Here is a 22,481-nt window from a genome sequence, read left to right as displayed (position 1 = left end):
TCACCTCACGCTCCGCACCCGGGCGACCGCGAAGGCTCCCGCGGTCGAGAGCGCCGCGCCGAGCAGGAACACGAGCATGAACGAGCCGGAGACGACGACCGCGGCGGCGCCGATCATCGGCGCGACGGCCTGCGGCACGGCCGAGGCGATGTTCATGATGCCGAGGTCCTTGCCGCGGCTCGTCGCGTCGGGCAGCACCTGGGTGGCGAGCGCCTGGTCGACCGAGAGGAAGCAGCCGTAGCCGAGGCCGAGGAGGCCGGCGCCGATCATCGCGACGGTCAGGTCGGGGAACAGGCCGAGCAGCAGCGCCGCGACGGCCTGCAGCGCCGACGCCACGAAGACGAACTGCTTGCGCCGCCCGAGCCTGTCGGAGAGCTTGCCGCCGAGGAGCGAGGCGAGGATCACGAACACCATGTAGATGAGCGTGAGCACGATCAGATCGGCTTCGGCGTTCTCGTCGTTGAGCTGGAACATGAGGAAGTAGAGCAGGAGGCTCGTGCCGAGCGCGTTTCCCGTCGACACGAGCACGCGGCTGAGCAGGGTCCAGCCGAAGTCGGGGTGCTTCCTCGGGCTGATCCAGAATCCCGAGATGATGGTGCGGAGCGTCATCGGGGTGCGCAGCGCCGGCGCGAGCGGCTCGTCGTGCCGGGTGAGGAACGGCACCGCGAGCACGAGCAGGAGCACCGCGAGCAGGAGGTACCCGAGCGAGGCGTCGGTCACCAGCTCGGTCACGAGGATGAGCCCGACGATGATGCCGACCGCCTGCGGCGCCGACATCCAGCCCGAGACGAACCCGCGCTGGTTCACGGGGACCTGGTCGGAGATCGTCGCGGTGAGCGCGGCGGTCATGATGCAGAAGCCCACGGATGCCACGACCCACGCGGTGCCGATCGCCCACATCTCGGTCTGGAATCCGAGCGCCACGAGCGAGGCGGCGAAGACGAGCCCGCCGATCAGGATCCACGGCCGGCGACGGCCGAACCGGGAGCTCGTGCGGTCGGACAGCGCGCCGGTCAGCGGATACGCGATGATCGTCGCGATCGCGGCGATGCCCGAGATCGTGCCGAACGCGACGACGGAGTCGACCCAGTGCTCGGGCCGGAGCTCGGCGTCGATCTGCGCCGGCAGGAGCAGCTGGACGGGAGTGAGCTGCGCCATCCAGATGCCGAACCAGACGGTCGCGAAGGACGCGATCCATCCTGCGCCGATTCGGCGCGTGGGTTCGGCGAATGCCGCGGGGGTGGTGGGGACGCCGAGGGCGTCGGCACGCGTCATCGGGTGTCGGCCATTCTCGTGAGTGCGTCGGCGGCCGCGTGCGCGACCGCCCGGGCGGCGTCGTCGTCGCGGTCGACGAGCCAGGTGAGGGTGAGTCCGTCGGTGAAGGCGACGAGCACGCGCGCGACGCGCTCGACGGGGACGGTCCAGCGCGCGCCGGCGAGCTCGGCACCGAGCTCGAGCGACTGCGCCGCGAGCGCGATGTACTTCTCGTACTGGGCGGCCGCGAGCGGCTGCCGTTCGGGCGAGCGCAGCGCGTACTGGGTGAGCTCGAGCATCGCCTGCTCGTGCTCGGGATCGGCCTTCAGGTGCTCGAAGTAGCGGAGGATGCCCGCCTCGACGAGCTCGAACAGGCTGAGCCCCTCGACCTCCTCGGGCGTCACCGCCTGCTGCTCGCGGGCGACCACCGTCGAGATGAGCTCGTCGATGAGCTCGTCGCGCGACTCGAAGGCGTAATGGAAGCTCGCGAGGCTCATGCCCGCCTCGGCGACGATCGCACGGGTGGTCGCCTGGGCGAGCCCCTTGCGGGAGACGACGATGAGCGCAGCGGCGACGAGCGCAGCTCGTCGCTCGGGGGCGGGGATTCGGGCCACGTTGCTCCTCTCGACTGCGATGCCGACGAAGTGGGACGATCGTCCCAGTCGGATCAGTATGCACGAAAACGCTACGGCATGCATGTTCGGCAGCGACTACGCTCGCAACATGCGTCTCGGTGTTCTCGATGTCGGTTCCAATACGGTGCACCTCCTGGTGGTCGACGCGCACCGCGGCGCCCGCCCCATTCCGATGACCTCGCACAAGTCCGTGCTGCGCCTCATGCGCTACCTCGACCGAGACGGCGCCATCAGCGACGAGGGCATCGCCGCCATCATCGAGGCCGTCGGCTCCGCCGCGGCCGCCGCGCGCGAGGCCGACATCGACGAGTTCCTCCCGTTCGCGACCTCGGCGATCCGCGAGGCCGCGAACGGCGAGGAGGTGCTCGCCCGGGTCGCGCGCGAGACCGGCGTCGAGCTGCAGGTGCTGCCCGGCGAGGACGAGGCGAACCTCACCTTCCTGGCGGTACGCCGCTGGTACGGGTGGTCGGCCGACAACCTCCTGCTCTTCGACATCGGCGGCGGCTCGCTCGAGCTCACCCAGGGCGTCGACGAGATCCCCGACGTCGCGCGCTCGGTCCCGCTCGGCGCCGGACGGTCGACCGTCGAGTTCCTGCCCGACGACCCGCCCTCGGAGGCGCAGGTCGCCCGGCTCCGCGCGCACGCCCGCGAACTGCTCGCCGGCGAGGTCGGCGCGTTCCGCGAGCTGCCCTCCCCCGACCACGTCGTGGGCTCGTCCAAGACGATCCGCTCGCTCGCGCGGCTCGCCGGCCATGTCGCCGACGGCGTCGGCTCGAACGACCGCTACGTCCTCACGCGGCGCGGCCTCGACGACTGGACGCCGCGGCTCGCGAAGATCCCGGCCGACGCCCGCCCCGCGCTTCCGGGCATCACCGCCGATCGCACGTTCCAGATCGTGGCGGGCGCGGTAGTGCTCTCCGAGGCGATGCGCGCCTTCGATGTCAAGGAGCTCGAGGTCTCGCCGTGGGCCCTCCGCGAAGGGCTCATCCTCCGCCGGCTCGACCTCATGGACTGAGCGGCGCCGTCCCGCGGCATCCCGCACGCGCGGAGCGGCGGCCGCGCACCCCCATGCGCGACCGCCGCTGGTCCTGCGGCCGTCGGGTCAGCCGGCGATCGCCTTCGCCTTCAGCTGCTCGTACTCGGCGGCGTTGATCGCGCCCGAGTCGAGCAGGCGCTTCGCCGTCTCGATCTCGCTCGCCGACGATGCACCGCCGGAGCCGGCGACGCTGCGGATGTACTCGTCGCTCTGGGCCTGCATCTGCCGCGTCTCCTGCAGTCGGCGCTCGGCCATCGAGTTGCCGCGCGCGATCAGGTAGATGAACGCCGCGAGGAACGGCAGGAACACGAGGAAGATCACCCACAGCGCCTTCGCCCAGCCGTTCAGCGTGTGATCGCGGAAGATGTCGATGATGACGGTGATGAAGATCCAGATGCACGCGATCAGGATGTAGAACCAGAAGAGCCAGACGAGGAAGTCCCAGAAGCTGTTGTTCACTGTGGTGCCCCTTTCGAGCCTCGGCGTGACCGTCGCGCCGGAGTGCCTCGACACTAGACCCCGGCCGGGACCGCGCGCATCACCTTATTCGGGGTATATCGGTGAGCGGCTGCGGCCGGTACTGTCGGTGCCCGTGTGCTCCCGCTGGGACTCGAACCCAGACTGAAGCGGGTTTAAGCCGCCTGCCTCTGCCGATTGGGCTACGGGAGCGCGCCCGGAGACGCCGAACGCGGCGTCGCCCCGAAGGGCGACGCCGCGTCTCAGCTTAGCGAGGGGCCGTACGCTACTTGGCGGCGACGGGCTCCTTCTTGGCGGGCTTGGCCGCCTTCGGCGCGGCGTCGGCGGCCGGCGCGGGCGCCTCGGCTGCCGGCGGCTTCGGACGGGCCGCGAAGAGCTCGAACTGGGCGCGCGGGTTCTGCACCGCCTCGAGCGCGACGATGTCGCGGCCGAGCCAGAAGTTGTTCCACCAGCCCCAGAACACGCGGAACTTGCGCTCCCAGCTGGGCATCGCGAGGCCGTGGTAGCCGCGGTGCGCGAACCAGGCCAGCAGGCCCTTGATCGCGAGCTTGCCCGACTGGAACACGCCCGAGCCGATGCCGAGGCCGGCGACCGCACCGAGGTTCTTGTGGAAGTACTGCTTCGGCTCCTCGCCGCGGAGCACCGCGACGATGTTCTTCGCGAGCAGCTTGCCCTGACGCACCGCGTGCTGGGCGTTCGGCACGCAGTAGCCGCCGACGCCGCCGCCCGAGAGGTCGGGCACGGCCGAGATGTCGCCGGCCGCCCAGGCGTCGGCCACGATCTCGTCGTCGTCGCCGACGCGGAGGTCGGCGCGGGTCTTGATGCGGCCTCGCTCCTCGACGGGGAGGTCGCTCGTGCGCACGATCGCCGGGTTCGCCATGACGCCGGCGGTCCAGACGATGAGGTCGGACTCGAAGCTCTCGCCCGTCGACAGTTCGATCTTGCCGTCCTGCGCGCTCGTGAGCTGCGTGTCGAGGTGGATCTCGGCACCGCGCTGCGCGAGGTGCTTGATGACCCAGTGGCTCGTCTCGAGCGAGACCTCGGGCATGATGCGGCCCATCGCCTCGATGAGGTGGAAGTGGGTCTCGTCGAAGGTCAGCTGCGGGTAGTACTCGAGCAGCGAGCTCGCGAAGGAGCGCAGCTCGGCGAAGACCTCGATGCCGGCGAAGCCGCCGCCGACGACGGTGACGGTGAGCAGTCGCTCGCGCTCGGGGCCCGCGGGCAGCGTGGCCGCACGGTCGAAGTTCGAGACGAGGCGGTCGCGGATCGCGACGGCCTCTTCGATCGTCTTCAGGCCGATCGCGTTGTCGGCGATGCCGGGGATCGGGAAGGTGCGCGACACGGCGCCGCCGGTCACGACGACGACGTCGTACTCGAACTCCCACGGCTCGCCGAGCGCGGGGGTGATCGTCGCGGTCTTGGAGGCGTGGTCGATCTTCGTGACCTTCGCCGTGACGACGTTGGTCTTCTTCAGGTGGCGACGCTGCGAGGTGACCGCGTGGCGGGCCTCGATCGAACCCGCCGCGACCTCGGGCAGGAACGGCTGGTAGGTCATGTAGGGCAGCGGGTCGACGACCGTCACCTCGGCCTCGCCGGCGCGCAGCCACTTCTCGAGCTTCCACGCCGTGTAGAACCCCGCATAGCCACCGCCGACGATGAGAATCTTGGGCACGGTGAATGGACTCCTCAGTATCTGGTGATGCGGCCTGATGCGTGCGATCACTGCTCGCGAGTGCGGACAGTCCGCCTGGTATGCCGAGTGGCGCCGATGCCCAACAGCGCTGCTAGCGTACCAAATCCTGCGACGAGCGAGAGCGGCACCGTGATGTAGGCCAGTGTCCACGGTGTCGGGAGCAGCGTCGCCGTGCCCTCGTCGGCCGGCGGCGGCGGGTCGGCGATCGGCACGATCTCGGACTCGGGCGAGTCCGTCGGCTGCGCCGTCGACGAGGCGCGCCGGTGGAGCGTGATCCACTCCTCGAGGCTGCCGAGCGGATTCGCGTCGACCGACTCGACGTCGGCCTCGAGCGCGGGCACCGGGTCGATCAGCCCGTAGCCGTACAGGGGGCTCGGCACCTCGTGCCCGTTCGGGTCGGCGGTCTGGATGACCCGGTTGATGACGTTCGCGGCGTCGAGCTCGGGGTACTCGGCCCGCACGAGCGCCACGAGGCCCGAGACGAGCGGGGTGGCCCCGCTCGTGCCGTCCCAGATGACGACGCGGCCGTCGGGCCTGACGCCCACCAGGTCTTCGCTCGGGGCGGCGACGCCGAGCGTGATGCCCTGCGAGCTCGCGTCGAGGCTCGCGTTCTTCTCCTTGTCGACGCCCGCGACCGCGAGCACGCCCGGGATCGTCGCAGGTGCGCCGACCTCGGTCGTGCCGCTGCCGCGGTTGCCCGCCGCGGCCACGACGACGACATCGTGCTCGAAGGCGTACAGGAACGCGTCGTCCCAGCTCTCGGGCCAGTCGCGCGTGTTGCGGGTGAGCGACATGTTGATGACGTCGGCGCCGTTGTCGACGGCCCACTTCACGCCCTCGGCGATCTGCTCGTCGTTCGACTTCTCGGCGCCGGTGTCCTGGCCGAACGCGACCGACACCGTCAGCAGCTCCGCCTCGGGCGCGACGCCGATCACGCCGGCGCCCTCGCCCGTGCCGCGCCCGGCGAGGAGCGACGCGACCATCGTGCCGTGGCCGCTCTCGTCGGGGTCGCCGACGGGCGTCTGCCCGTCGGGCGTGCCGAGGCCCGAGACATCCGTGCCGCCGACGACGGCGCCGCGGAGCTCCGCGACGTTGCCGTTCACACCGGTGTCGATGATCGCGACGGTGACGCCCTCGCCCTTGGTGGTGTTCCAGGCCGTCGTGAAGCCGTAGTCGCCGAGCCAGTACTCGTAGTCGCGCACCGTGTCGGCGTGCGCCGGCGCGGCGCCCGCGAGCAGCACCACGGCGGCCGCGACGGCGGCGGTCGCGGACTTCGCGGCCGTCGTGAGCAGCCGGCTCGGGCGACGGGTCATTCGGTGTCGACTCCGTAGTCGGGGCAGCGGCAGACGTTCGGCGACCAGCTCGATCGCTCGAGGGCGAGGTCGCCGATGGGGTTCAGCCCGGGCCCGGCCGCGAGCGACTGCGCGGCGAGCGCGTGCAGGCACTTCACCCGCGTCGGCATGCCGCCGGCCGAGATGCCGTCGACCTCGGGCACGTCGCCGAAGAGGGCGCGATCGGCGAGGTACTCGCGGTGCGCCTGCTCGTACGCGGCACGGACCTCGTCGTCGCTCGCGAGCAGCTCGGTGCACTCGACCATGAGCTGCGCCGCCTCGAGGAACGACATCGCGGCCGTCGCCCCCGGGTGCGAGAGGTAGTAGAACGTCGGGAACGGGGTGCCGTCGGCGAGGCGGGGCGAGGTCGCGACGACCGTGGGCGCGCCGCAGACGCACCGCGCCGCGATGCCGACGACGTTGCGCGCCGGGCGGCCGAGCTGGGCCGACACGATCGCGAGGTCGCGCTCGGTCACGGTCTCGAACGGGGGCCGGGTCATCGTGCGCCCTCCGCATCGGGGGTCGCCGGGGCGTCGTTCGCCGGCGCCGCCGGGTCGCCCGCCTCGGGGGCCAGCCCCGCGGTCATCACGGAGTCGAGCAGGGTGCGCATCCAATCGCCCTTCGATTCGGTCACTTCGGCCGAGACCGCGGCGGCGTCCTGCGCCTTCGCGGCCTCGCTGCGGTCGTCGATGACGAGGTAGCTGACCTCGCCCGGCATCACGTAGTACAGACGTTCGCGCGCCTGCGTGACGATGAACGTCTCGTCGTTCCAGCGCTCGCGCTCGTCGCGCAGGCGCTGCACCTCGGACTCCTGCGCGGCGACCGCGGCGCGCAGCTCGGCGAGCTGCGCGCGCTGCTGCGCGAAGGCCGCGATCGTCGGCGCGAGCACCACGACCGCGAGCACGAGCACTCCCAGCATGATGAGCGAGAAACCTGAGAAACGGATGCCACTGAGCCACCCCGCGCGCACGGCCTCCGTCGAGCCGCCCACGGCGGGCGCCCCCGACCGCGGCGTCGCCGAACCGGCTCGCCCGCGCTTCGGGGCGCGAGTGGCGGCGGGCTTCGCGCCCGGCTGCTTCGGGTTCGACGCCGTGGTGCCCGACGACTTCGTGCTCGGCGACTTCGCGTTCGCGCTCGTGGACTTCGCCTTCGCGGGCTTCGCGCCCGCTGCGGAGCCCGCGGCACCGCGCTCGGCGGACGGGTTGGGCGCCGAGGCATCCCCGCGCCGGCCCTGCTGCGCACGGGAGCGCGGCGTGCGCGCCCCGGCGGGGTTCGCCGGCCTCCGGGGGTTGCGGGGTGAGTCGTCGTTCATCGCCCCTCCTCCGGCCGGCCCGGTGGACGACGACGGGGGCGGCCACCCGGCCGCCCCCGTCGCTGATCAGCTACGCTGTCACGCCGTGAAGCGCGGGAACGCCGTGCGACCGGCGTACACCGCGGCCTCACCGAGCTCTTCTTCGATCCTCAGAAGCTGATTGTACTTGGCGACGCGCTCCGAGCGGGCGGGCGCGCCCGTCTTGATCTGACCGCAGTTGGTCGCCACCGCGAGGTCGGCGATCGTCGTGTCCTCGGTCTCGCCCGAACGGTGCGAGAGCACTGCGGTGTAGCCCGAGCGCTGCGCGAGCGACACCGCGTCGAGGGTCTCGGTGAGCGTGCCGATCTGGTTGACCTTCACGAGGATCGAGTTGCCCGCGTGCTTGGCGATGCCGTCGGCGAGGCGCTTCGGGTTCGTGACGAACAGGTCGTCGCCGACGAGCTGCAGCTTGCCGCCCAGCTCGGCGGTGAGGGCGGCCCAGCCCTCCCAGTCGTCCTCGGCGAGCGGGTCTTCGATCGAGATCAGCGGGTACGCGGCGGCGAGCTCGGCGTAGTACGCGCTCATCTCGGCCGCGGTGCGGTCCTGGCCCTCGAAGCGGTAGACGCCGTTCTCGAAGAACTCGGTCGCGGCGACGTCGAGGCCGAGCGCGATGTCGGTGCCGAGCGTGAAGCCGGCCTTCTGCACGGCCTCGGAGATGAAGTCGAGGGCGTCGCGGTTCGAGGCGAAGTCGGGGGCGAAGCCGCCCTCGTCGCCGAGGCCCGTCGAGAGGCCCTTCGACTTCAGCAGGCTCTTCAGCGCGTGGTACGTCTCGACGCCCCAGCGGAGGCCCTCGGAGTACGTCGGCGCGCCGATCGGCAGCACCATGAACTCCTGGATGTCGACGCCGGTGTCGGCGTGCGCGCCGCCGTTGATGATGTTCATCATCGGCACGGGCAGCACGTGCGCGTTCGGGCCGCCGAGGTAGCGGAAGAGCGGCAGGTCGGCCGAGTCGGCGGCCGCCTTCGCGACGGCGAGCGAGACGCCGAGGATGGCGTTCGCGCCGAGCGCGCTCTTGTTGTCGGTGCCGTCGGCCTCGATGAGGGCGGCGTCGACGAGGCGCTGGTCGCTCGCGTCGAGGTCTTCGATGGCCGGGCCGAGCTCGTCGAGCACGGCGTCGACGGCCTTCTGCACGCCCTTGCCGAGGTAGCGGTCGGCGTCGCCGTCGCGCAGTTCGTAGGCCTCGAAGGCACCGGTGGAGGCGCCCGAGGGCACGGCGGCGCGAGCGAGGGTGCCGTCGTCGAGCAGCACCTCGACCTCGACCGTCGGGTTGCCGCGCGAATCGAGAATCTCGCGCGCGCCTACAGCTTCGATGAATGCCACAGTGGACTCCTCGTGTGATGGGGGTGACTGATGGAAGACTCCGTCGTGATCCGCTCCCGAGTCTAGAGGTCGAGGATGTCTCGCGCTTGCGCGTGACCTCCCGCGGTCGCGCGCTACGCGCCGAGGTCGCGGAACTCGAGGTCGGCGACGTCGGACGTCGCCGCGCCCACCGTCGCGAACGCGTCGAATCCGTCGGCGGTCACCCGGTCGAGCAGGGCGCGCATGTTCTTGGTGCGGCGTTCGAGGCGCACTCGGGTGCCGGATGCCACGAGCTCGGCCTTCAGCGCGAGCAGGCGCGCCTGCACGACATCCGCGTCGTAGACCAGGACGACCGCGCGCGGGCGCGCGTCGTCCGCGATCTCGAGCAGGTCGACGATGCGCTCGAAGCCGATCGAGAATCCGCAGGCCGGAACCTCCTGGCCGAGGAATCGACCGATCATGCCGTCGTAGCGCCCGCCGCCGCCGAGCGAGTAGCCGAACTCGGGGTGCGCGATCTCGAAGATCGTGCCCGTGTAGTAGCCCATGCCGCGCACGAGCGTCGGGTCGAACTCGATCGCGGCGTCGGGCAGGGCCGCGCGCAGCGCGAGGAGGTCGGCGTAGGCCGCCCCGTCGAGCCACGCGGGCGGCGGCACGACGCCGTCGGCGAGGTGCCAGTCGGCGCTCGTGAGCCCCTCGAGCGCGGACGCCACGTCGACGTCGGCCGCGACGGCGCCCGTCTCCGCGAGCTCGGCGGCGACGCCGGCCACGCCGATCTTGTCGAGCTTGTCGACGGTGATGAGCGCGCGCTCGCGCAACTCCTCGGGCACGCCCCACGACGCGAGGATGCCCTGCAGGACCCGGCGGTCGTTGATGCGGATCGTCGTGCCGGCGAGCCCGAGCGCGTCGAGCGTCGCGACGGTCGCGGTCAGCAGCTCGAGCTCGGCGAGCGGCCCCGCCTCGCCGATGATGTCGATGTCGCACTGCACGAACTGGCGGTAGCGGCCCTTCTGGGGGCGCTCGGCGCGCCAGACGGGCGCGATCTGGATGGCGCGGAACACGGGCGGCAGCGCCGCGCGGTGCGTCGCGTAGAAGCGCGCGAGCGGCACCGTGAGGTCGTAGCGCAGCCCCAGGTCGGCGAGGGCGAGGGCATCGCCGGATGCCGCGGCGCGCGCGAGGTCGTCGGCGGTGAGGCCGCGCTTCATGACGGCGAAGGCGAGCTTCTCGTTGTCGCCGCCGAGCCCGGCGTGCAGCCGGCTCGAGTCCTCCATCACGGGCGTCTCGATCTCGTCGAAGCCGTGGGCCGCGTAGACCCCGCGGATCACGCCGAGGGCGTGCTCGCGGCGGGCCTTCTCGGCGGGGAGGAAGTCGCGCATGCCGCGCGGAGGAGTGACGGAAGCGGCCATGCGTGCCATTCTTCCAGTTGTGCGGGCCGACTCCGCGCGCGAGGAGGCACGATGGCGGGCATCACGGTCGAGGGCGTCGCCCGATCGTTCGGGGAGGTGCACGCGGTACGTGATGCGAGCTTCGAGGTCGCCCCCGGCAGCGTCGCAGGGCTCATCGGCCCGAACGGCGCGGGCAAGACGACGCTGCTCCTGATGCTCGCGACCCTGCTGGTGCCCGACGCCGGCACGATCCGCATCGCGGGCTTCGACCCCGTCACCGAGCCGCACCAGGTGCGCCGGCGCATGGGGTGGATGCCCGACGTGCTCGGCTCGTGGCCCACGCTCTCGGTGCGCGCAGCGCTCACGACGAGCGCCCGCATGTACGGGATGGGGGTCGCGGAGGCATCCGCCCGTGCGCAGCAGCTGATCGAGCTCGTCGACCTCGTCCCGCTCGCCGAGCAGGCGACGCGGGTGCTCTCGCGAGGTCAGAAGCAGCGGCTGAGCCTCGCCCGCGCGCTCGTGCACGACCCCGAGGTGCTGCTGCTCGACGAGCCGGCCTCGGGCCTCGACCCCGCGGCGCGGGCCGGGCTCCGCGAGCTCGTCCGCAGGCTCGCGGGCGAGGGCAAGACGATCCTCGTCTCGAGCCACGTGCTCGCCGAGCTCGAGGAGATGGCCGACTCCGCGGTCTACCTCGCCGCCGGGGCGACCGCCGCCCCCGAGGAGGTGGCGCGCGCCGGCCGGACCGCGCGGCACTGGCGGATCAGGTCGCTCGATGCGGACCGGCTCGTCGCCGCCCTCGGTGCGGCGGGATTCGGCGAGGCGGCGGTCGTCGACCGGTTCGGCGCCGTCGTCCCGCTCGCGAGCGAGCAGGACGCGGCGCAGCTGCTCGCCCACCTCATCGGCACGGGCGTGCCGGTCTCGTCGTTCGCCCCGGCCGTGGGCGACCTCGAACACGTCTTCCACGACCTCAACCGGACGGAGGACGACGCATGATCGGGTTCTTCCAGGGCCTGGGGCTCATCGTCGCCCTCGACCTCAAGCAGCGGGTGCGCGGCGTCGCGTGGTACGTGCTGCTCGGGGTCTTCGTGCTGCTCGTGACGATCGTCACGGTGCTCGTGGTCGTCGCGACGAACGCGTGGGACTCGGGCGGCGGCCCCGTCTTCTCGACCGTGGTGTTCTTCGTGCTGCTGCTCGGCACCCTCGTCTCCCCCGCGCTCTCGGGCAACGCGATCAACGGCGAACGCGAGGCCGGCACGCTCGCGACGACCCAGGTCACGCTCGTGACCACCGCGCAGCTCGTCATCGGCAAGTGGCTCGCGGCGTGGATCACCGCGCTCGCCTTCCTCGCCGCCTCGGTGCCGTTCCTCGTGTTCGGCGTCGTGCTCGGCCAGGTCTCGGCGTCGACGATCGCGGTGTCCCTGCTCGTGCTCGCGATCGAGGTCGGCGTGATCGCCGCGATCGGCGTGGGGCTCTCCGGAGTGATCACCCGGCCGCTGTTCTCGGTCGTGGTGACCTACCTCGTCGTCGCGGCGCTCTCGGTCGGCACGCTCATCGCCTTCGCACTCGGCGCCGCGGCGATGCAGTCCACCGTCCGCCACACGTACATCTCGGTCGACTACGCCCAGCTCGATGAGAACGGGCGCCTCCCCGAGGGCGCCGAGGTGCCGTGCCTGCCCCCCGTCGTCAGCGAGTACCCGGTTCCGCGGTGGGACTACGTGTGGGGCTTCCTGGCGGCGAACCCCTACGTCGTCGTCGCGGACGCCTCGCCCGGCGCCTTCGACGAGTCCGGCACGCCGCGCGATCTCTTCGGGTGGATCGCGGTGGGCGTGCGGCAGGCGCAGCACGCGCCCGACCTCGAGACGAGCTACGACGAGTGCGCCGACTGGGAGAGGTACGGCCCCTACGGGTACGGCGGCGAGGCCGACTACGAGACGCCGCAGGAGGCGTACGAGCGCTCGGTGCCCTCCTGGTTCGTGGGCCTCTCGATCCACGTGCTGCTCGGTGCGGGCGCGCTCGCGTGGGCGTGGCGCCGCACCGAGGTGCCGGCCCGGCGGCTCGCGAAGGGCAGCCGCATCGCCTGATCTGCTGATCTGGTGCTCTGCTGCTGCTTGTGCAGGAGAATGGGCTGCATCCCAGCCCGTCAGGGCAGGTCAGTGCAGATTTCCTGCAGAAGCAGGTGGCTGCTCGGCGCGGCGCACCTCGGCCTCGAACTCGCGCACGGCGGCGCGGAGTGCGCGCTCGGCGTCGAGTCCCTGCTCACGGGCGGCGGCCACGAGCCCGAACAGCTGCCGGCCGAGCTCCTCCTCCGTGGCGGGTGCGACGACGGAGCCCTCCGCAGGCGCGGGCCACGGGGCATCCTGCGCGGCGACGCCGGCCTTCTCGGCCTTGGCGAGCACCTTGCGGGCGAGCGCGAGCGCCGGCATGCCGCGCGGCACGCCGTCGAGCACGCTCGTGCGGTGCGGCTTCTCGTCGGCCTTCAGGTCCTCCCAGAAGGCGACCACGTCGTCGGCGGTCTCGGCCTCGCGGTCGCCGAAGACGTGGGGGTGCCGCGACACCATCTTGGCCGTCATGTGCCGGGCGACGTCGTCGATGTCGAAGCGCTCGTCGCCCGTGTGCGCGGCGATGTCGGCGTGGAACAGCACCTGGTAGAGCACGTCGCCGAGCTCCTCGAGCATCTCGGCGCGGTCGCCCGCCTCGATCGCGTCGATGAGCTCCCAGCACTCCTCGACGAGGTACTGCACGAGCGACTCGTGCGTCTGGTCGGCGTCCCAGGGGCACCCGCCGGGGGCGCGCAGCAGGGCGACGGTGGCGACGAGCTCGTCGAGTCCGGGGTGGGGTGCGCTCATACCGGCAGCCTAGGCGGCGGTCGCCGTGCGCGCGTGGATCCGGGGGCGCTCAGTGCACGAGCGCGAGCAGGAGGCCGACGCCGATGAAGAGCACGCCGAACGCCGTGTTCACGATGCGCTGGCCGCGCACCGAGCGGGTGAAGCGGCGCATCCCGTGCGCCGCGAGCGCGAAGAAGCCCCACATCACGATGACGTCGACGACGATGACGGTCGCGCCGACGACGAGGTACTGCGGCAGCAACGGCTGGTCGGGCCGGATGAACTGCGGCAGGAACGCGAGGAAGAAGACGATCGCCTTCGGGTTCAGGAGGTTCACCCAGAGGCCCCTGCGGAACATCGACCAGCGCGACTCGGCGACGACGGGGTGCACCGGCGGCGGGGCATCCGCGTCGCCCTCGTCGTCGGCCGCCTGCGGCTTCGCGAGCAGCTGGCGGATGCCGAGGTAGACGAGGTAGGCGGCGCCGGCGTAGCGGATCACCTCGAAGGCGACGGGAGAATTCGCGACGAGGACGCCGACGCCCGCGGCCACGATGAGGATGTGCACGACGAGCGCGGCCTGCTGCCCGAGGATGCCCCAGATCGATCGGCGGAAACCCTGGCTCAGCGAGTTGCCCATCGTGTTGATCGCGCCCGCACCCGGGGTGAAGCTGATCACGAAGCACGCGGCGAGGAGCGTCGCCCAGAGCGAGAGGGTCACCGGACCAGCGTAGGCGCGGCCGAAGGGCGCTCGTGTCGCCCGGTCGCTCACGCGCACCGCCCGATAGACTCGATCCCGGAGTGCCGGGAAGTCTGGTCGGCCGGCGGGAGCCCGTCGTCACCGCCCTTCCCGCGTCGCCTCACGGCCCCGGCCGGCACGCGCACGCGACGTCCGAACAGGAGTCCCATGAACTTCCTCCGCTCCGAGCGATGGGCCGCAGCGATCCTCCTCGCCGCCGCCGCGCTCGGCCTGCTGCTCGCGAACACCGCGCTCGGCCCCGCGCTGATCGAGTCGAAGAACGCGCATCTCGAGCTGTCGTGGATCGGGCTCGACCTCTCGGTCGGCCACTGGATCAGCGACGGGCTCCTCGCGATCTTCTTCTTCATCGTCGCCGTGGAGCTCAAGCGCGAACTCGTCATCGGCGAGCTCAACAGCCTCTCCAAGGCGCTGCTGCCCGCGATCGCCGCGGTCGGCGGCGTCGTCGTGCCCGCCCTGATCTACTTCGGGTTCACCGCGGGCACTCCGACGGTCGACGGCTGGCCCATCCCCACCGCGACCGACATCGCCTTCGCCCTGGGCGTGCTCGCCGTGTTCGGCACGTGGATCCCGACGCGCGTGCGCGTGTTCCTCCTCGCCCTCGCGGTGCTCGACGACCTCATCGCCATCCTCATCATCGCGTTCTTCTTCACGAGCGACGCCGACCTCGCCTCGATCGGCTTCGCCGGCATCGCGATCGCCCTGTTCGGCGCGGTCAGCCGGGTCATGAAGCCGCGCTCGGCGTGGATCCTCTCCCGCCGCCCGCAGTGGCCCATCGTGCTGCTGCTCGTCGTGCTCGGGGTGCTCGCGTGGTACTTCGTGTACCGGTCGGGCGTGCACGCCACGATCGCCGGCGTGGCGCTCGGCCTCGTCATGGCGCGCCGCCCCGGCGGCCGGGCCGTGCACGCGCTCGAGCCGTGGTCGAACGGCGTCATCCTTCCGCTGTTCGCGTTCTCGGCGGCGATGGTGGCCGTGCCGCAGGTGAGCCCCAGCGAGCTCGATCCCGCGTTCTGGGGCATCCTCGTCGGGCTGCCGGTCGGCAAGATCGTCGGCATCGTCATCGCCGGCGGCATCGGCGGCCTCGTCGCCCGGCGCCGATCGGGCACTCCCCTGACGCTCGGCGACCTGCTCGTCGTCGGCACGCTCGGCGGCATCGGGTTCACGGTGTCGCTGCTCATGAACGAGCTCGCGTTCGCCGGGATGCCCGCGGTCGCCGACGAGGGCACGCTCGCCGTCCTGCTCGGCTCGGGCGTCGCGATCGTCGCCTCGGGCGTCGCGGTCGGCGTGCGCTCGGCGCAGTACCGGAAGCGCGGGGCGCACGCCGGGCAGGGCGGGGCGTTCTCGCGATGACCGACGACGGAGGAGTTCGATGAGCGACGATGACCGCGGGCCCGACGAGGCGCGCGCCGCGGAGCCGGCGAGCCTGCACCTGAGTGCCGAGCTGCGACCGCGCCGGCTGCGCGGCGTCCGCAAGGCCGTGCACACGGTGCTGCTCGTCACCGGCGAGGCCCTGAGCCTCGGCGGGCCGTCGGTCGCCGACCTGGTGGTCGTGCGCACCGGAACCGGGGCTCCGGTCATCCGGACCGGGGCCGGATCGCTCATGGAGGCCGACGAGCTGCTCCGGCAGATCCGCGCCGACCTCGACCGGATGAGCGTCGAGGAGTTCCTCGCCGAGTGGGGGCACCTGAAGGCCTAGGCCGGCGCCCGCCCGCTCACACCGCGGGCGCCGCCGTCCCGTCGCTCGGCTCGAAGATGTTCGTCACGAGCCGCGACACCCACTCGATGAGCTCGGCGTCGGGCAGCATCTCGCCGCCCGGCATCGGGAACGGCACCAGGATCACGTCGTTCTGCGCGAAGTGCTTGGCCCCCTGGTACATGCGCTCGAGGCGCACGCGGCGCGAGTCGGGGATCTTCGCCGGCGCGATGCGCAGCTTCGACCCGGTCGCCAGCAGGTCGCTGAGGCCCGCGAGCTGGGCCTGGCGGCGCAGCCGCGAGATGGCGACGAGGTGCGAGACCTGCTCGGGCGGCGCGCCGTAGCGGTCGACGAGCTCGTCGAGCACCGCGTCGATCTGCCCCTCCTTCGCCGCCGGGCCGCTCGCGGCCGAGAGCTTCTGGTAGGCCTCGAGGCGCAGCCGCTCGCTGTCGACGTACTCCTCGGGGATGTGCGCGTCGACGGGCAGCTCGAGGCGCAGCTCGGTCTGCCCCTCGGCGACGTCGCCGCGGAACGCCGACACCGCCTCGCCGATCATGCGGAGGTACAGGTCGAAGCCGACGCCCGCGATGTGCCCGGCCTGCTCGGCGCCGAGCAGGTTGCCCGCCCCGCGGATCTCGAGGTCTTTGAGCGCGATCTGCATGCCGCCGCCGAGCTCGTTGTTCGCGGCGATCGTCGAGAGCCGGTCGTGCGCCGTCTCGGAGAGCGGCTTCGCCGGGTCGTAGAGGAAGTACGCGTACGCGCGCTCGCGGCCGCGCCCGACCCGGCCGCGCAGCTGGTGCAGCTGGCTGAGGCCGTACTTGTCGGCCTTGTCGATGATGATCGTGTTCGCGTTCGAGATGTCGAGGCCGGTCTCGATGATCGTCGTCGAGACGAGCACGTCGAACTTGCGCTCCCAGAAGTCGTTCACGATCTGCTCGAGCACATGCTCGTTGAGCTGCCCGTGTGCGACCGCGATGCGCGCCTCGGGCACGAGCTCGGCCAGCTGGGCGGCGACCCGGTTGATCGACGAGACGCGGTTGTGCACGAAGAAGACCTGCCCCTCGCGGAGCATCTCGCGGCGGATCGCCGCGCCCACCTGCTGCTCGGAGTACGGCCCCACGAAGGTGAGGATGGGGTGGCGGTCCTCGGGCGGGGTCGCGAGCGTCGACATCTCGCGGATGCCGGTGACGGCCATCTCGAGGGTGCGCGGGATCGGCGTCGCGCTCATCGCGAGGATGTCGACGTTGGTCTTCAGCTTCTTGAGCGCGTCCTTGTGCTCGACGCCGAAGCGCTGCTCCTCGTCGATGATCATGAGGCCGAGGTCTTTGAACTGCACCTTCTCGGTGAGGATGCGGTGGGTGCCGATGACCATGTCGACGGTGCCGTCGGCGAGGCCCGCGACCGTCTCGCGCACCTCCTTGTCGGTCTGGAACCGGCTGAGCGGCCGCACCCGAACGGGGAACCCGGCGAAGCGCTCGCTGAACGTCTCGAGGTGCTGCTTCGCGAGGAGCGTCGTCGGCACGAGCATCGCGGCCTGCTTGCCGTCCTGGATGGCCTTGAACGCGGCGCGCACCGCGACCTCGGTCTTGCCGAAGCCGACGTCGCCGGCGAGGAGCCGGTCCATCGGGATGGGCCGCTCCATGTCGGCCTTCACCTCGTCGATCGTCTGCAGCTGGTCGTGCGTCTCGGCGAACGGGAAGGCCTCTTCGAGCTCGTGCTGCCACGGGGTGTCGGGGCCGAAGGCGTGCCCCTTCGCCGCCATGCGCGCCGAGTAGAGCTTGACCAGCTCGACGGCGATGTCGCGCACGGCCTTGCGGGCCTTGCTCTTCGCCTGCGACCAGTCGCTGCCGCCCATCTTCGAGAGCGACGGCGCCTCGCCGCCGACGTACCGCGAGAGCAGGTCGAGCTGGTCGGTCGGCACGAACAGGCGGTCGCCGGCCTGGCCGCGCTTCGAGGGCGCGTACTCGAGCACGAGGTACTCGCGCACCGAGGTCGGCTGCTGCTGGATGCCGGCGGTGCGGCTCGGCCCCTTGGGGCGGGTGCCGGTCGCCACCTCGCGCTGCACCATCTCGACGAACCGGCCGATGCCGTGCGTCTGGTGCACGACGAAGTCGCCCGCCTTGAGCTGGAGCGGGTCGACGACGTTGCGGCGCCGCGAGGCGAGCTTCTTGCCCTGCCTCGCGTCGTAGCCGGCGGCACGGCCGTAGAACTCGGCCTCGGCGATGAGGCCCAGCTTCGCCTCGGGCACCTCGAAGCCGCGCGCGGCGTCGGCGTGCACGAGGTACGCGACGCCGGCCTCGAACTCGCTCGGCGTCTCGTCGACGATGCGGGCGGCGAGCCCGGCCTCGGCGAGCACGTCGCGGGCACGCTCGACGAGGCCCTGCCCGGCCGAGACGACGACGAGCGACCAGCCGTCGCGGAGGCGCCGGCCGACGTGCTCGACCGCGCCCTCGACGTTGCCCTGGAAGCTCGGCATCGCGTTCGCCGCGACGCGGCGGGTGGCCTGCGCGGCCTGGGCGGCCTGCTCGGCGGCGTCGCCCCCGGCGGCCGCGACCGCCTCGGCGGCGTCGCCGAGGTCGAAGCTCGAGAAGTTCCACCACACGCGGCGCGGGTCGGGCTCGCCCGGCGCGCTGTAGATCGCGGCGTCGCGCAGCGCCCGCACCGTGAGGAAGTCGCCCGCGGCGAGGTCGATCGGCGCCTCGGCGCCGTGGGTCGCGGCCATCCACGCGGCCGACAGGAACTCGCGGTTCGTCTCGCCGAGGCTGACCGCACGGCCGGCGACCCGCTCGGGCTCGAGCACCGCGATCGCCGCACCCTCGGGCAGGTAGTGCGTGATCGGCACGAGCCGCTCGAGGAGCGCCGGCGCGAGCGACTCCATGCCCTCGACCGGGATGCCCTCGGCGATCTTCTCGAGCATCGCCGAGAGGCTCGGGAACTCGTGCACCATCTCGGCGGCCCGCTGCCGCACGGGCGCGGTGAGCAGCAGCTCACGGCTCGGCGAGAGCACGACGCGTTCGACGGGTTCGGGGAGCGAGCGCTGGTCGGCGACCGAGAACGCGCGGAGCTCCTCGACCTCGTCGCCGAAGAACTCGACGCGCACCGGGTGGTCGGCGGTCGGCGGGAAGACGTCGAGGATGCCGCCGCGTACCGCGAACTCGCCGCGGCGGGCGACCATGTCGACGCGGGCATACGCGAGGTCGACGAGCTCGACGGCGAGCTTGGAGAGCTCGTGCCCGCGGCCGCCCTGGACGAGCTCGACGGGCGCGCGGTCGGCGAGGTTGTCGGCGAGCGGCTGCAGCGCGGCCCGCACCGAGGCGACCACCACGAGCGGATGCCTCGCCGCCGACGCCGACCACTCGTGCATGCGGCGCAGGGCATGGAGCCGGCGGCCGACGGTCTCGGCGCTCGGCGAGAGGCGCTCGTGCGGCAGCGTCTCCCATGCGGGGAACTCGAGGAGCTCGGCGTCGGCCGGGAGGTGGGGCGCGAGCGACGCCCGCGTGGCCTCGCCCTCGCGGCTCGTCGCGGTGATGACGAGGAGCACGGGCGGCAGCCCCGCCTCGACCCGGCGGGCGAGGAGCCCGGCGAGCAGCGGCGCGTCGAGCCCCGCTGGAGCCGAGAAGTCGGCGTTCCGCAGGGCCTCGGAGAGGGCGCCGTCGATCGTGGAGGCGCGCGAAAGCGCCGTGTTCAGACCCTGCAGACTCACTCGACGAGTCTACGCGCGCCCTCCGACACCGCAGCCGGGCCGGGTTCGCGGCCCCGACGGCGAGCCCGCGTCGGCGGCGACGGATACGATTGGCGCGGCTCGACGGAAGGACCCCGCATGATCATCGCCGCCGCAGACGGCTCGGCCCTCGGCAACCCCGGCCCGGCCGGGTGGGCCTGGTACGTCGACGACGACCGCTGGGCGGCCGGCGGGTGGAAGCACAGCACCAACAACGTCGGCGAGCTCACCGCCGTGCTCGAACTGTTCCGTGCCACCGCCCACCTCGACGACGAGCTGCTCGTGCAGTGCGACAGCCAGTACGTCATCAACTCGGTCACGAAGTGGATGCCCGGGTGGAAGCGCAAGGGGTGGCGCAAGGCCGACGGCAAGCCGGTGATGAACGTCGAGATCCTGAAGGAGATCGACGCCGAACTGGTCGGCCGCCGCGTTCGCTTCGAGTGGGTGAAGGGGCACGTCGGCCACCCGATGAACGAGGCCGCCGATCAGCGCGCCCGCGCCGCGGCCGAGGCCTTCCGCAGCGGCCTGCCCGTGCCCAGCGGTCCGGGCTGGGCCGATGGGGCGGTCGCCGAGGCCGACGAGCCCGGCGAACGAGTGATCGCCGAGACATCCGCGAGAGACGACGATGACGAGCTCGGCGGCGTCGGGCGCGACGCCGACGAGGTGCCCGCCACGCTCTTCGACCTCGACGAGGCGCCCGATGCGTGGCAGACCCTCACCGTCGAGCTCTCGACCGAGGAGCACGAGCGGCTGGTGCAGCGCGCCCGCGCCGCGGGCGTCTCGCCCGAGGAGTTCCTGCGCGGGCTGATCTGAGCGCGCCCGCGCCGCCGCCCGGTCAGGCGGGCGAGTGGAACCGCTGCTGCGCCGCGAGCAGGCCGTCCGAGGCGATCGCCTCGACCGCGTCGGCGGCGTCGCCGAGCAGGATGCCGAGGGTCTGGCGCTCGGCGCCCGAGAAGTCCTTGAGCACGAAGTCGGCCGGGTCCTGCCGGCCGGGCGGGCGGCCGACGCCGACGCGCACGCGCACGTAGTCGGGGCCGAGCGCCTTCGAGATGTCGCGCAGGCCGTTGTGCCCGCCGTGCCCGCCGCCCTGCTTGAGCTTGACGGTGTCGAACGGCAGGTCGAGCTCGTCGTGCACGACGATGAGCCGCTCGGGCTCGATGCCGTAGAACTTCACGAGCGCCGAGACCGGGCCGCCCGAGGTGTTCATGTACGAGTTCGGCTTCGCGATGACGAGCTTCGGGCCGCCGGGGCGGAGGAAGCCCTCGGCGACGCGCGAGGGCGTCTTGTGGCTCTTGAACGCCGCGCCGAGGCGGGAGGCGAGCTCGTCGGCGACCATCTGGCCGACGTTGTGGCGGTTGCCCGCGTACTGCGCCCCGGGGTTGCCGAGGCCGACGACGAGCCAGGTGTTCGCGGCCACGATGGGTTCCTTCCGGGGGCGCAGGCGGTCGAGGAGTCCGATGATCGTCTCCGTTCGCGAGGTTCGAGGTTCGAGGTTCGGGGCCGGGGCGGCTCGGGCGAGCCGGCCCGTGTGCCGGCCCGTGTGCCGGTCGGGCTGCCGGTGACAGCACGAGGGCCCGCGGCCCGCTCCGAGCGTACCCGGATGCGGCGCCGCAGGCCCCTGCGAAGCGGTGTGCCTACTCGGCCGACTCGGCCGGGGCCTCCTCGGCGGCTTCGCCCTCGGCGGCCTCGCCCTCGGCGGCCTCGGCGGGCTCCTCGCCCAGGTCGACCTTCTGCGGGGTGTGCACGTTCACGACGAGCGCGTCGCCGTCGGTGACGAGCGTGGCGCCCTTGGGCAGCTCGACGTCCTTCGCGTGGATCTGGGTGCCCTCTTCGAGGCCCTCGACCGAGACGACCACGTTCTCGGGGATGTGGGTCGCCTCGACCTCGAGCGACAGGGTGTGCGAGTCGAGGTCGGCGATGGTGCCGGCGACGGGCTCGCCCTCGAGGTGCACGGGGACCTCGACCTGGACCTTCTCGCCCTTCTTCACGACGATGAGGTCGAGGTGCTCGATGATCTGGTGCACCGGGTCCTTCTGGACGTCCTTGACGAGCGCGAGCTGGCTCTTGCCGCCGATCTGCAGGTCGAGCACGGCGTTCGCCTTGCGGATGAGCAGGCCGACCTGGTGGGCCGGGAGGGTGACGTGCTGCGGCTCGGTGCCGTGGCCGTAGACCACCGCGGGGATCTTGCCCGCGGCACGGATCTTGCGGGCCGCGCCCTTGCCGAAGCTCTCGCGGGCCTCTGCGATGACCTTGTTGTCGTCGTCCATGATGATTCTCCTTGCGGGCGCACGGCCCAGATCGTGTGTCTGTCGTTTCGACTCGAACGCGCGCAGTGGCCTGCGCAGAGCGTGAGGAAAAGCCGTGGAGCCTGCTCCTACCGCGTCGATCACGGATGCCTCGCCGACCGCTCTCACGGGCGGACGGGCGTCCCTCGCCGAAGTCCAATCGCCCAGTCTACCCGAACTCCTCCGCGGCGCCGTTCCGACCGGTTCGGGACGCTCAGGCGCCGAAGCGGCCGAGCGCCTCGCGCACGTCCTCGACGAGCTCGGCCGGGGCCCGGTCGACGTCGAGCACGATGCCGCGCTCGTCGTCGCCGAGCGGCTCGAGCGCCTCGAGCTGCGAGGCGAGCAGGCTCGCCGGCATGAACTCGTGCCGGCGGTCGCGCTGGCGCTCGGCGATGAGCCCGGCATCGCCGGCGAGGTGCACGAACACGATGCCGGGGGCGTGCGCCGCGAGCTGCTCGCGGTACCGGCGACGCAGCGCCGAGCAGGCGACCACGATCGCGACGCCCTCGGCGAGCTCGGCGGCGATGCGCGAGCAGATGCGGTCGAGCCAGGGCGCCCGGTCCTCGTCGTCGAGCGGCCGGCCCTCGGCCATCTTGCGCTTGTTCTCGGGCGGGTGCAGGTCGTCGCCGTCGACGAAGGGCACCCCGAACGCCGCGGCGAGCGCGGCGCCGACGGTCGACTTGCCCGAGCCCGAGACGCCCATCACGACGAGCGGCAGGCGCAGGACGTCGGACATGGCATGCTC

21 protein-coding genes and 1 tRNA gene are annotated in these 22,481 nt (G+C 72.1%); 6 read left to right on the top strand and 16 right to left on the bottom strand.

Annotated features, from left to right (window positions below; translation table 11 throughout):
- The gene (locus ACFVSL_RS08530; protein ID WP_386940171.1) at window positions 1-1,275 is read right to left on the bottom strand and encodes an MFS transporter; all 1,275 of its coding nucleotides are present in this window, start codon (window positions 1,273-1,275) and stop codon (window positions 1-3) included.
- Window positions 1,272-1,868: a TetR/AcrR family transcriptional regulator gene (locus ACFVSL_RS08525; protein WP_386940170.1), complete on the bottom strand. Its 597-nt coding sequence runs from the start codon at window positions 1,866-1,868 to the stop codon at window positions 1,272-1,274. The genes ACFVSL_RS08530 and ACFVSL_RS08525 overlap by 4 nt, the downstream gene beginning before the upstream one ends.
- 109 nt (window positions 1,869-1,977) lie before the next feature.
- On the opposite strand from ACFVSL_RS08525, the gene ACFVSL_RS08520 reads away from it, so the two are divergent.
- The gene (locus ACFVSL_RS08520; protein ID WP_386940168.1) at window positions 1,978-2,904 is read left to right on the top strand and encodes a Ppx/GppA phosphatase family protein; all 927 of its coding nucleotides are present in this window, start codon (window positions 1,978-1,980) and stop codon (window positions 2,902-2,904) included.
- 87 nt (window positions 2,905-2,991) lie between these two features.
- Here the strand turns inward: ACFVSL_RS08520 and ACFVSL_RS08515 are convergent, their stop codons facing one another.
- The 8 genes from ACFVSL_RS08515 to hisS form a co-directional block, all read right to left on the bottom strand.
- The gene (locus ACFVSL_RS08515) at window positions 2,992-3,384 is read right to left on the bottom strand and encodes an SHOCT domain-containing protein (protein ID WP_386940166.1); all 393 of its coding nucleotides are present in this window, start codon (window positions 3,382-3,384) and stop codon (window positions 2,992-2,994) included.
- 136 nt (window positions 3,385-3,520) lie between these two features.
- Window positions 3,521-3,594 (bottom strand) — tRNA-Leu (locus ACFVSL_RS08510).
- Between the two features lie 73 nt (window positions 3,595-3,667).
- Entirely contained in the window at window positions 3,668-5,074 is a 1,407-nt protein-coding gene (locus ACFVSL_RS08505; protein WP_386940165.1) for an NAD(P)/FAD-dependent oxidoreductase, read from the bottom strand.
- A 47-nt stretch (window positions 5,075-5,121) separates the two neighbouring features.
- Entirely contained in the window at window positions 5,122-6,408 is a 1,287-nt protein-coding gene (locus tag ACFVSL_RS08500) for a S8 family serine peptidase (RefSeq protein ID WP_386940163.1), read from the bottom strand.
- Window positions 6,405-6,926 (bottom strand): DUF501 domain-containing protein, encoded by a 522-nt coding sequence (locus ACFVSL_RS08495; RefSeq protein ID WP_386940162.1) that lies wholly within the window; start codon window positions 6,924-6,926, stop codon window positions 6,405-6,407. Before ACFVSL_RS08495 ends, ACFVSL_RS08500 begins: the two co-directional genes overlap by 4 nt.
- A complete protein-coding gene (locus tag ACFVSL_RS08490; protein WP_386940161.1) occupies window positions 6,923-7,738 on the bottom strand; it encodes a septum formation initiator family protein in 816 nt (271 codons plus the stop codon). Before ACFVSL_RS08490 ends, ACFVSL_RS08495 begins: the two co-directional genes overlap by 4 nt.
- Window positions 7,739-7,816: 78 nt before the next feature.
- Window positions 7,817-9,097, bottom strand: coding sequence for a phosphopyruvate hydratase (gene eno / locus ACFVSL_RS08485; protein WP_386940160.1), 1,281 nt, complete (start codon window positions 9,095-9,097; stop codon window positions 7,817-7,819).
- Between the two features lie 113 nt (window positions 9,098-9,210).
- Window positions 9,211-10,479, bottom strand: a complete 1,269-nt coding sequence (gene hisS / locus ACFVSL_RS08480; RefSeq protein ID WP_386940158.1) for a histidine--tRNA ligase — start codon at window positions 10,477-10,479, stop codon at window positions 9,211-9,213.
- A gap of 51 nt (window positions 10,480-10,530) precedes the next feature.
- On the opposite strand from hisS, the gene ACFVSL_RS08475 reads away from it, so the two are divergent.
- A complete protein-coding gene (locus tag ACFVSL_RS08475; protein ID WP_386940156.1) occupies window positions 10,531-11,451 on the top strand; it encodes an ABC transporter ATP-binding protein in 921 nt (306 codons plus the stop codon).
- Window positions 11,448-12,539, top strand: a complete 1,092-nt coding sequence (locus ACFVSL_RS08470; RefSeq protein ID WP_386940154.1) for an ABC transporter permease — start codon at window positions 11,448-11,450, stop codon at window positions 12,537-12,539. The genes ACFVSL_RS08475 and ACFVSL_RS08470 overlap by 4 nt, the downstream gene beginning before the upstream one ends.
- Before the next feature lie 69 nt (window positions 12,540-12,608).
- Here the strand turns inward: ACFVSL_RS08470 and ACFVSL_RS08465 are convergent, their stop codons facing one another.
- Together ACFVSL_RS08465 and ACFVSL_RS08460 are read right to left on the bottom strand one after the other, a co-directional pair.
- Complete coding sequence (locus ACFVSL_RS08465) at window positions 12,609-13,304, bottom strand: MazG family protein (protein ID WP_386940152.1); 696 nt, start codon at window positions 13,302-13,304, stop codon at window positions 12,609-12,611.
- Between the two features lie 49 nt (window positions 13,305-13,353).
- A complete protein-coding gene (locus ACFVSL_RS08460; protein ID WP_386940150.1) occupies window positions 13,354-14,001 on the bottom strand; it encodes a LysE family transporter in 648 nt (215 codons plus the stop codon).
- 186 nt (window positions 14,002-14,187) lie between these two features.
- Between ACFVSL_RS08460 and ACFVSL_RS08455 the strand changes: the two genes are divergently transcribed.
- The gene (locus tag ACFVSL_RS08455) at window positions 14,188-15,387 is read left to right on the top strand and encodes a Na+/H+ antiporter NhaA (protein ID WP_386940148.1); all 1,200 of its coding nucleotides are present in this window, start codon (window positions 14,188-14,190) and stop codon (window positions 15,385-15,387) included.
- Between the two features lie 19 nt (window positions 15,388-15,406).
- Window positions 15,407-15,733, top strand: a complete 327-nt coding sequence (locus ACFVSL_RS08450; RefSeq protein ID WP_386940146.1) for a hypothetical protein — start codon at window positions 15,407-15,409, stop codon at window positions 15,731-15,733.
- A 16-nt stretch (window positions 15,734-15,749) separates the two neighbouring features.
- Here ACFVSL_RS08450 and mfd read toward each other — a convergent pair whose 3' ends face one another.
- On the bottom strand, window positions 15,750-19,433 hold the full coding sequence (mfd, locus tag ACFVSL_RS08445) for a transcription-repair coupling factor (protein WP_386940144.1): 3,684 nt from the start codon (window positions 19,431-19,433) through the stop codon (window positions 15,750-15,752).
- A gap of 117 nt (window positions 19,434-19,550) precedes the next feature.
- Here mfd and ACFVSL_RS08440 point away from each other — a divergent pair, with 117 nt between their 5' ends.
- Window positions 19,551-20,264 (top strand): RNase H family protein, encoded by a 714-nt coding sequence (locus tag ACFVSL_RS08440; protein WP_386940142.1) that lies wholly within the window; start codon window positions 19,551-19,553, stop codon window positions 20,262-20,264.
- Between the two features lie 22 nt (window positions 20,265-20,286).
- Here ACFVSL_RS08440 and pth read toward each other — a convergent pair whose 3' ends face one another.
- The 3 genes from pth to ACFVSL_RS08425 all read right to left on the bottom strand — a co-directional run bounded on the left by pth (window position 20,287) and on the right by ACFVSL_RS08425 (window position 22,472).
- Window positions 20,287-20,868, bottom strand: a complete 582-nt coding sequence (gene pth, locus ACFVSL_RS08435; protein ID WP_386940138.1) for an aminoacyl-tRNA hydrolase — start codon at window positions 20,866-20,868, stop codon at window positions 20,287-20,289.
- 217 nt (window positions 20,869-21,085) lie between these two features.
- Window positions 21,086-21,718, bottom strand: a complete 633-nt coding sequence (locus tag ACFVSL_RS08430; RefSeq protein WP_386940136.1) for a 50S ribosomal protein L25/general stress protein Ctc — start codon at window positions 21,716-21,718, stop codon at window positions 21,086-21,088.
- A 232-nt stretch (window positions 21,719-21,950) separates the two neighbouring features.
- Window positions 21,951-22,472: a gluconokinase gene (locus ACFVSL_RS08425; protein ID WP_386940134.1), complete on the bottom strand. Its 522-nt coding sequence runs from the start codon at window positions 22,470-22,472 to the stop codon at window positions 21,951-21,953.
- Window positions 22,473-22,481: the final 9 nt, after the last annotated feature.

Origin of the sequence: Agromyces sp. NPDC058064 (genome assembly GCF_042885275.1) — a bacterium.
Lineage (GTDB): Bacteria > Actinomycetota > Actinomycetes > Actinomycetales > Microbacteriaceae > Agromyces.
This window is presented reverse-complemented; position numbering and strand designations above follow the sequence as displayed.

Bases quoted from the DNA above. Each gene is read 5' to 3' on its own strand.
- hisS (WP_386940158.1), bottom strand. From the start codon at position 10,479: ATGGCCGCTTCCGTCACTCCTCCGCGCGGCATGCGCGACTTCCTCCCC.
- ACFVSL_RS08465 (WP_386940152.1), bottom strand. From the start codon at position 13,304: ATGAGCGCACCCCACCCCGGACTCGACGAGCTCGTCGCCACCGTCGCC.
- ACFVSL_RS08440 (WP_386940142.1), top strand. From the start codon at position 19,551: ATGATCATCGCCGCCGCAGACGGCTCGGCCCTCGGCAACCCCGGCCCG.
- ACFVSL_RS08470 (WP_386940154.1), top strand. From the start codon at position 11,448: ATGATCGGGTTCTTCCAGGGCCTGGGGCTCATCGTCGCCCTCGACCTC.
- ACFVSL_RS08475 (WP_386940156.1), top strand. From the start codon at position 10,531: ATGGCGGGCATCACGGTCGAGGGCGTCGCCCGATCGTTCGGGGAGGTG.
- ACFVSL_RS08430 (WP_386940136.1), bottom strand. From the start codon at position 21,718: ATGGACGACGACAACAAGGTCATCGCAGAGGCCCGCGAGAGCTTCGGC.
- ACFVSL_RS08455 (WP_386940148.1), top strand. From the start codon at position 14,188: ATGAACTTCCTCCGCTCCGAGCGATGGGCCGCAGCGATCCTCCTCGCC.
- ACFVSL_RS08500 (WP_386940163.1), bottom strand. From the start codon at position 6,408: ATGACCCGTCGCCCGAGCCGGCTGCTCACGACGGCCGCGAAGTCCGCG.
- ACFVSL_RS08425 (WP_386940134.1), bottom strand. From the start codon at position 22,472: ATGTCCGACGTCCTGCGCCTGCCGCTCGTCGTGATGGGCGTCTCGGGC.
- ACFVSL_RS08490 (WP_386940161.1), bottom strand. From the start codon at position 7,738: ATGAACGACGACTCACCCCGCAACCCCCGGAGGCCGGCGAACCCCGCC.
- ACFVSL_RS08520 (WP_386940168.1), top strand. From the start codon at position 1,978: ATGCGTCTCGGTGTTCTCGATGTCGGTTCCAATACGGTGCACCTCCTG.
- ACFVSL_RS08530 (WP_386940171.1), bottom strand. From the start codon at position 1,275: ATGACGCGTGCCGACGCCCTCGGCGTCCCCACCACCCCCGCGGCATTC.
- ACFVSL_RS08495 (WP_386940162.1), bottom strand. From the start codon at position 6,926: ATGACCCGGCCCCCGTTCGAGACCGTGACCGAGCGCGACCTCGCGATC.
- ACFVSL_RS08450 (WP_386940146.1), top strand. From the start codon at position 15,407: ATGAGCGACGATGACCGCGGGCCCGACGAGGCGCGCGCCGCGGAGCCG.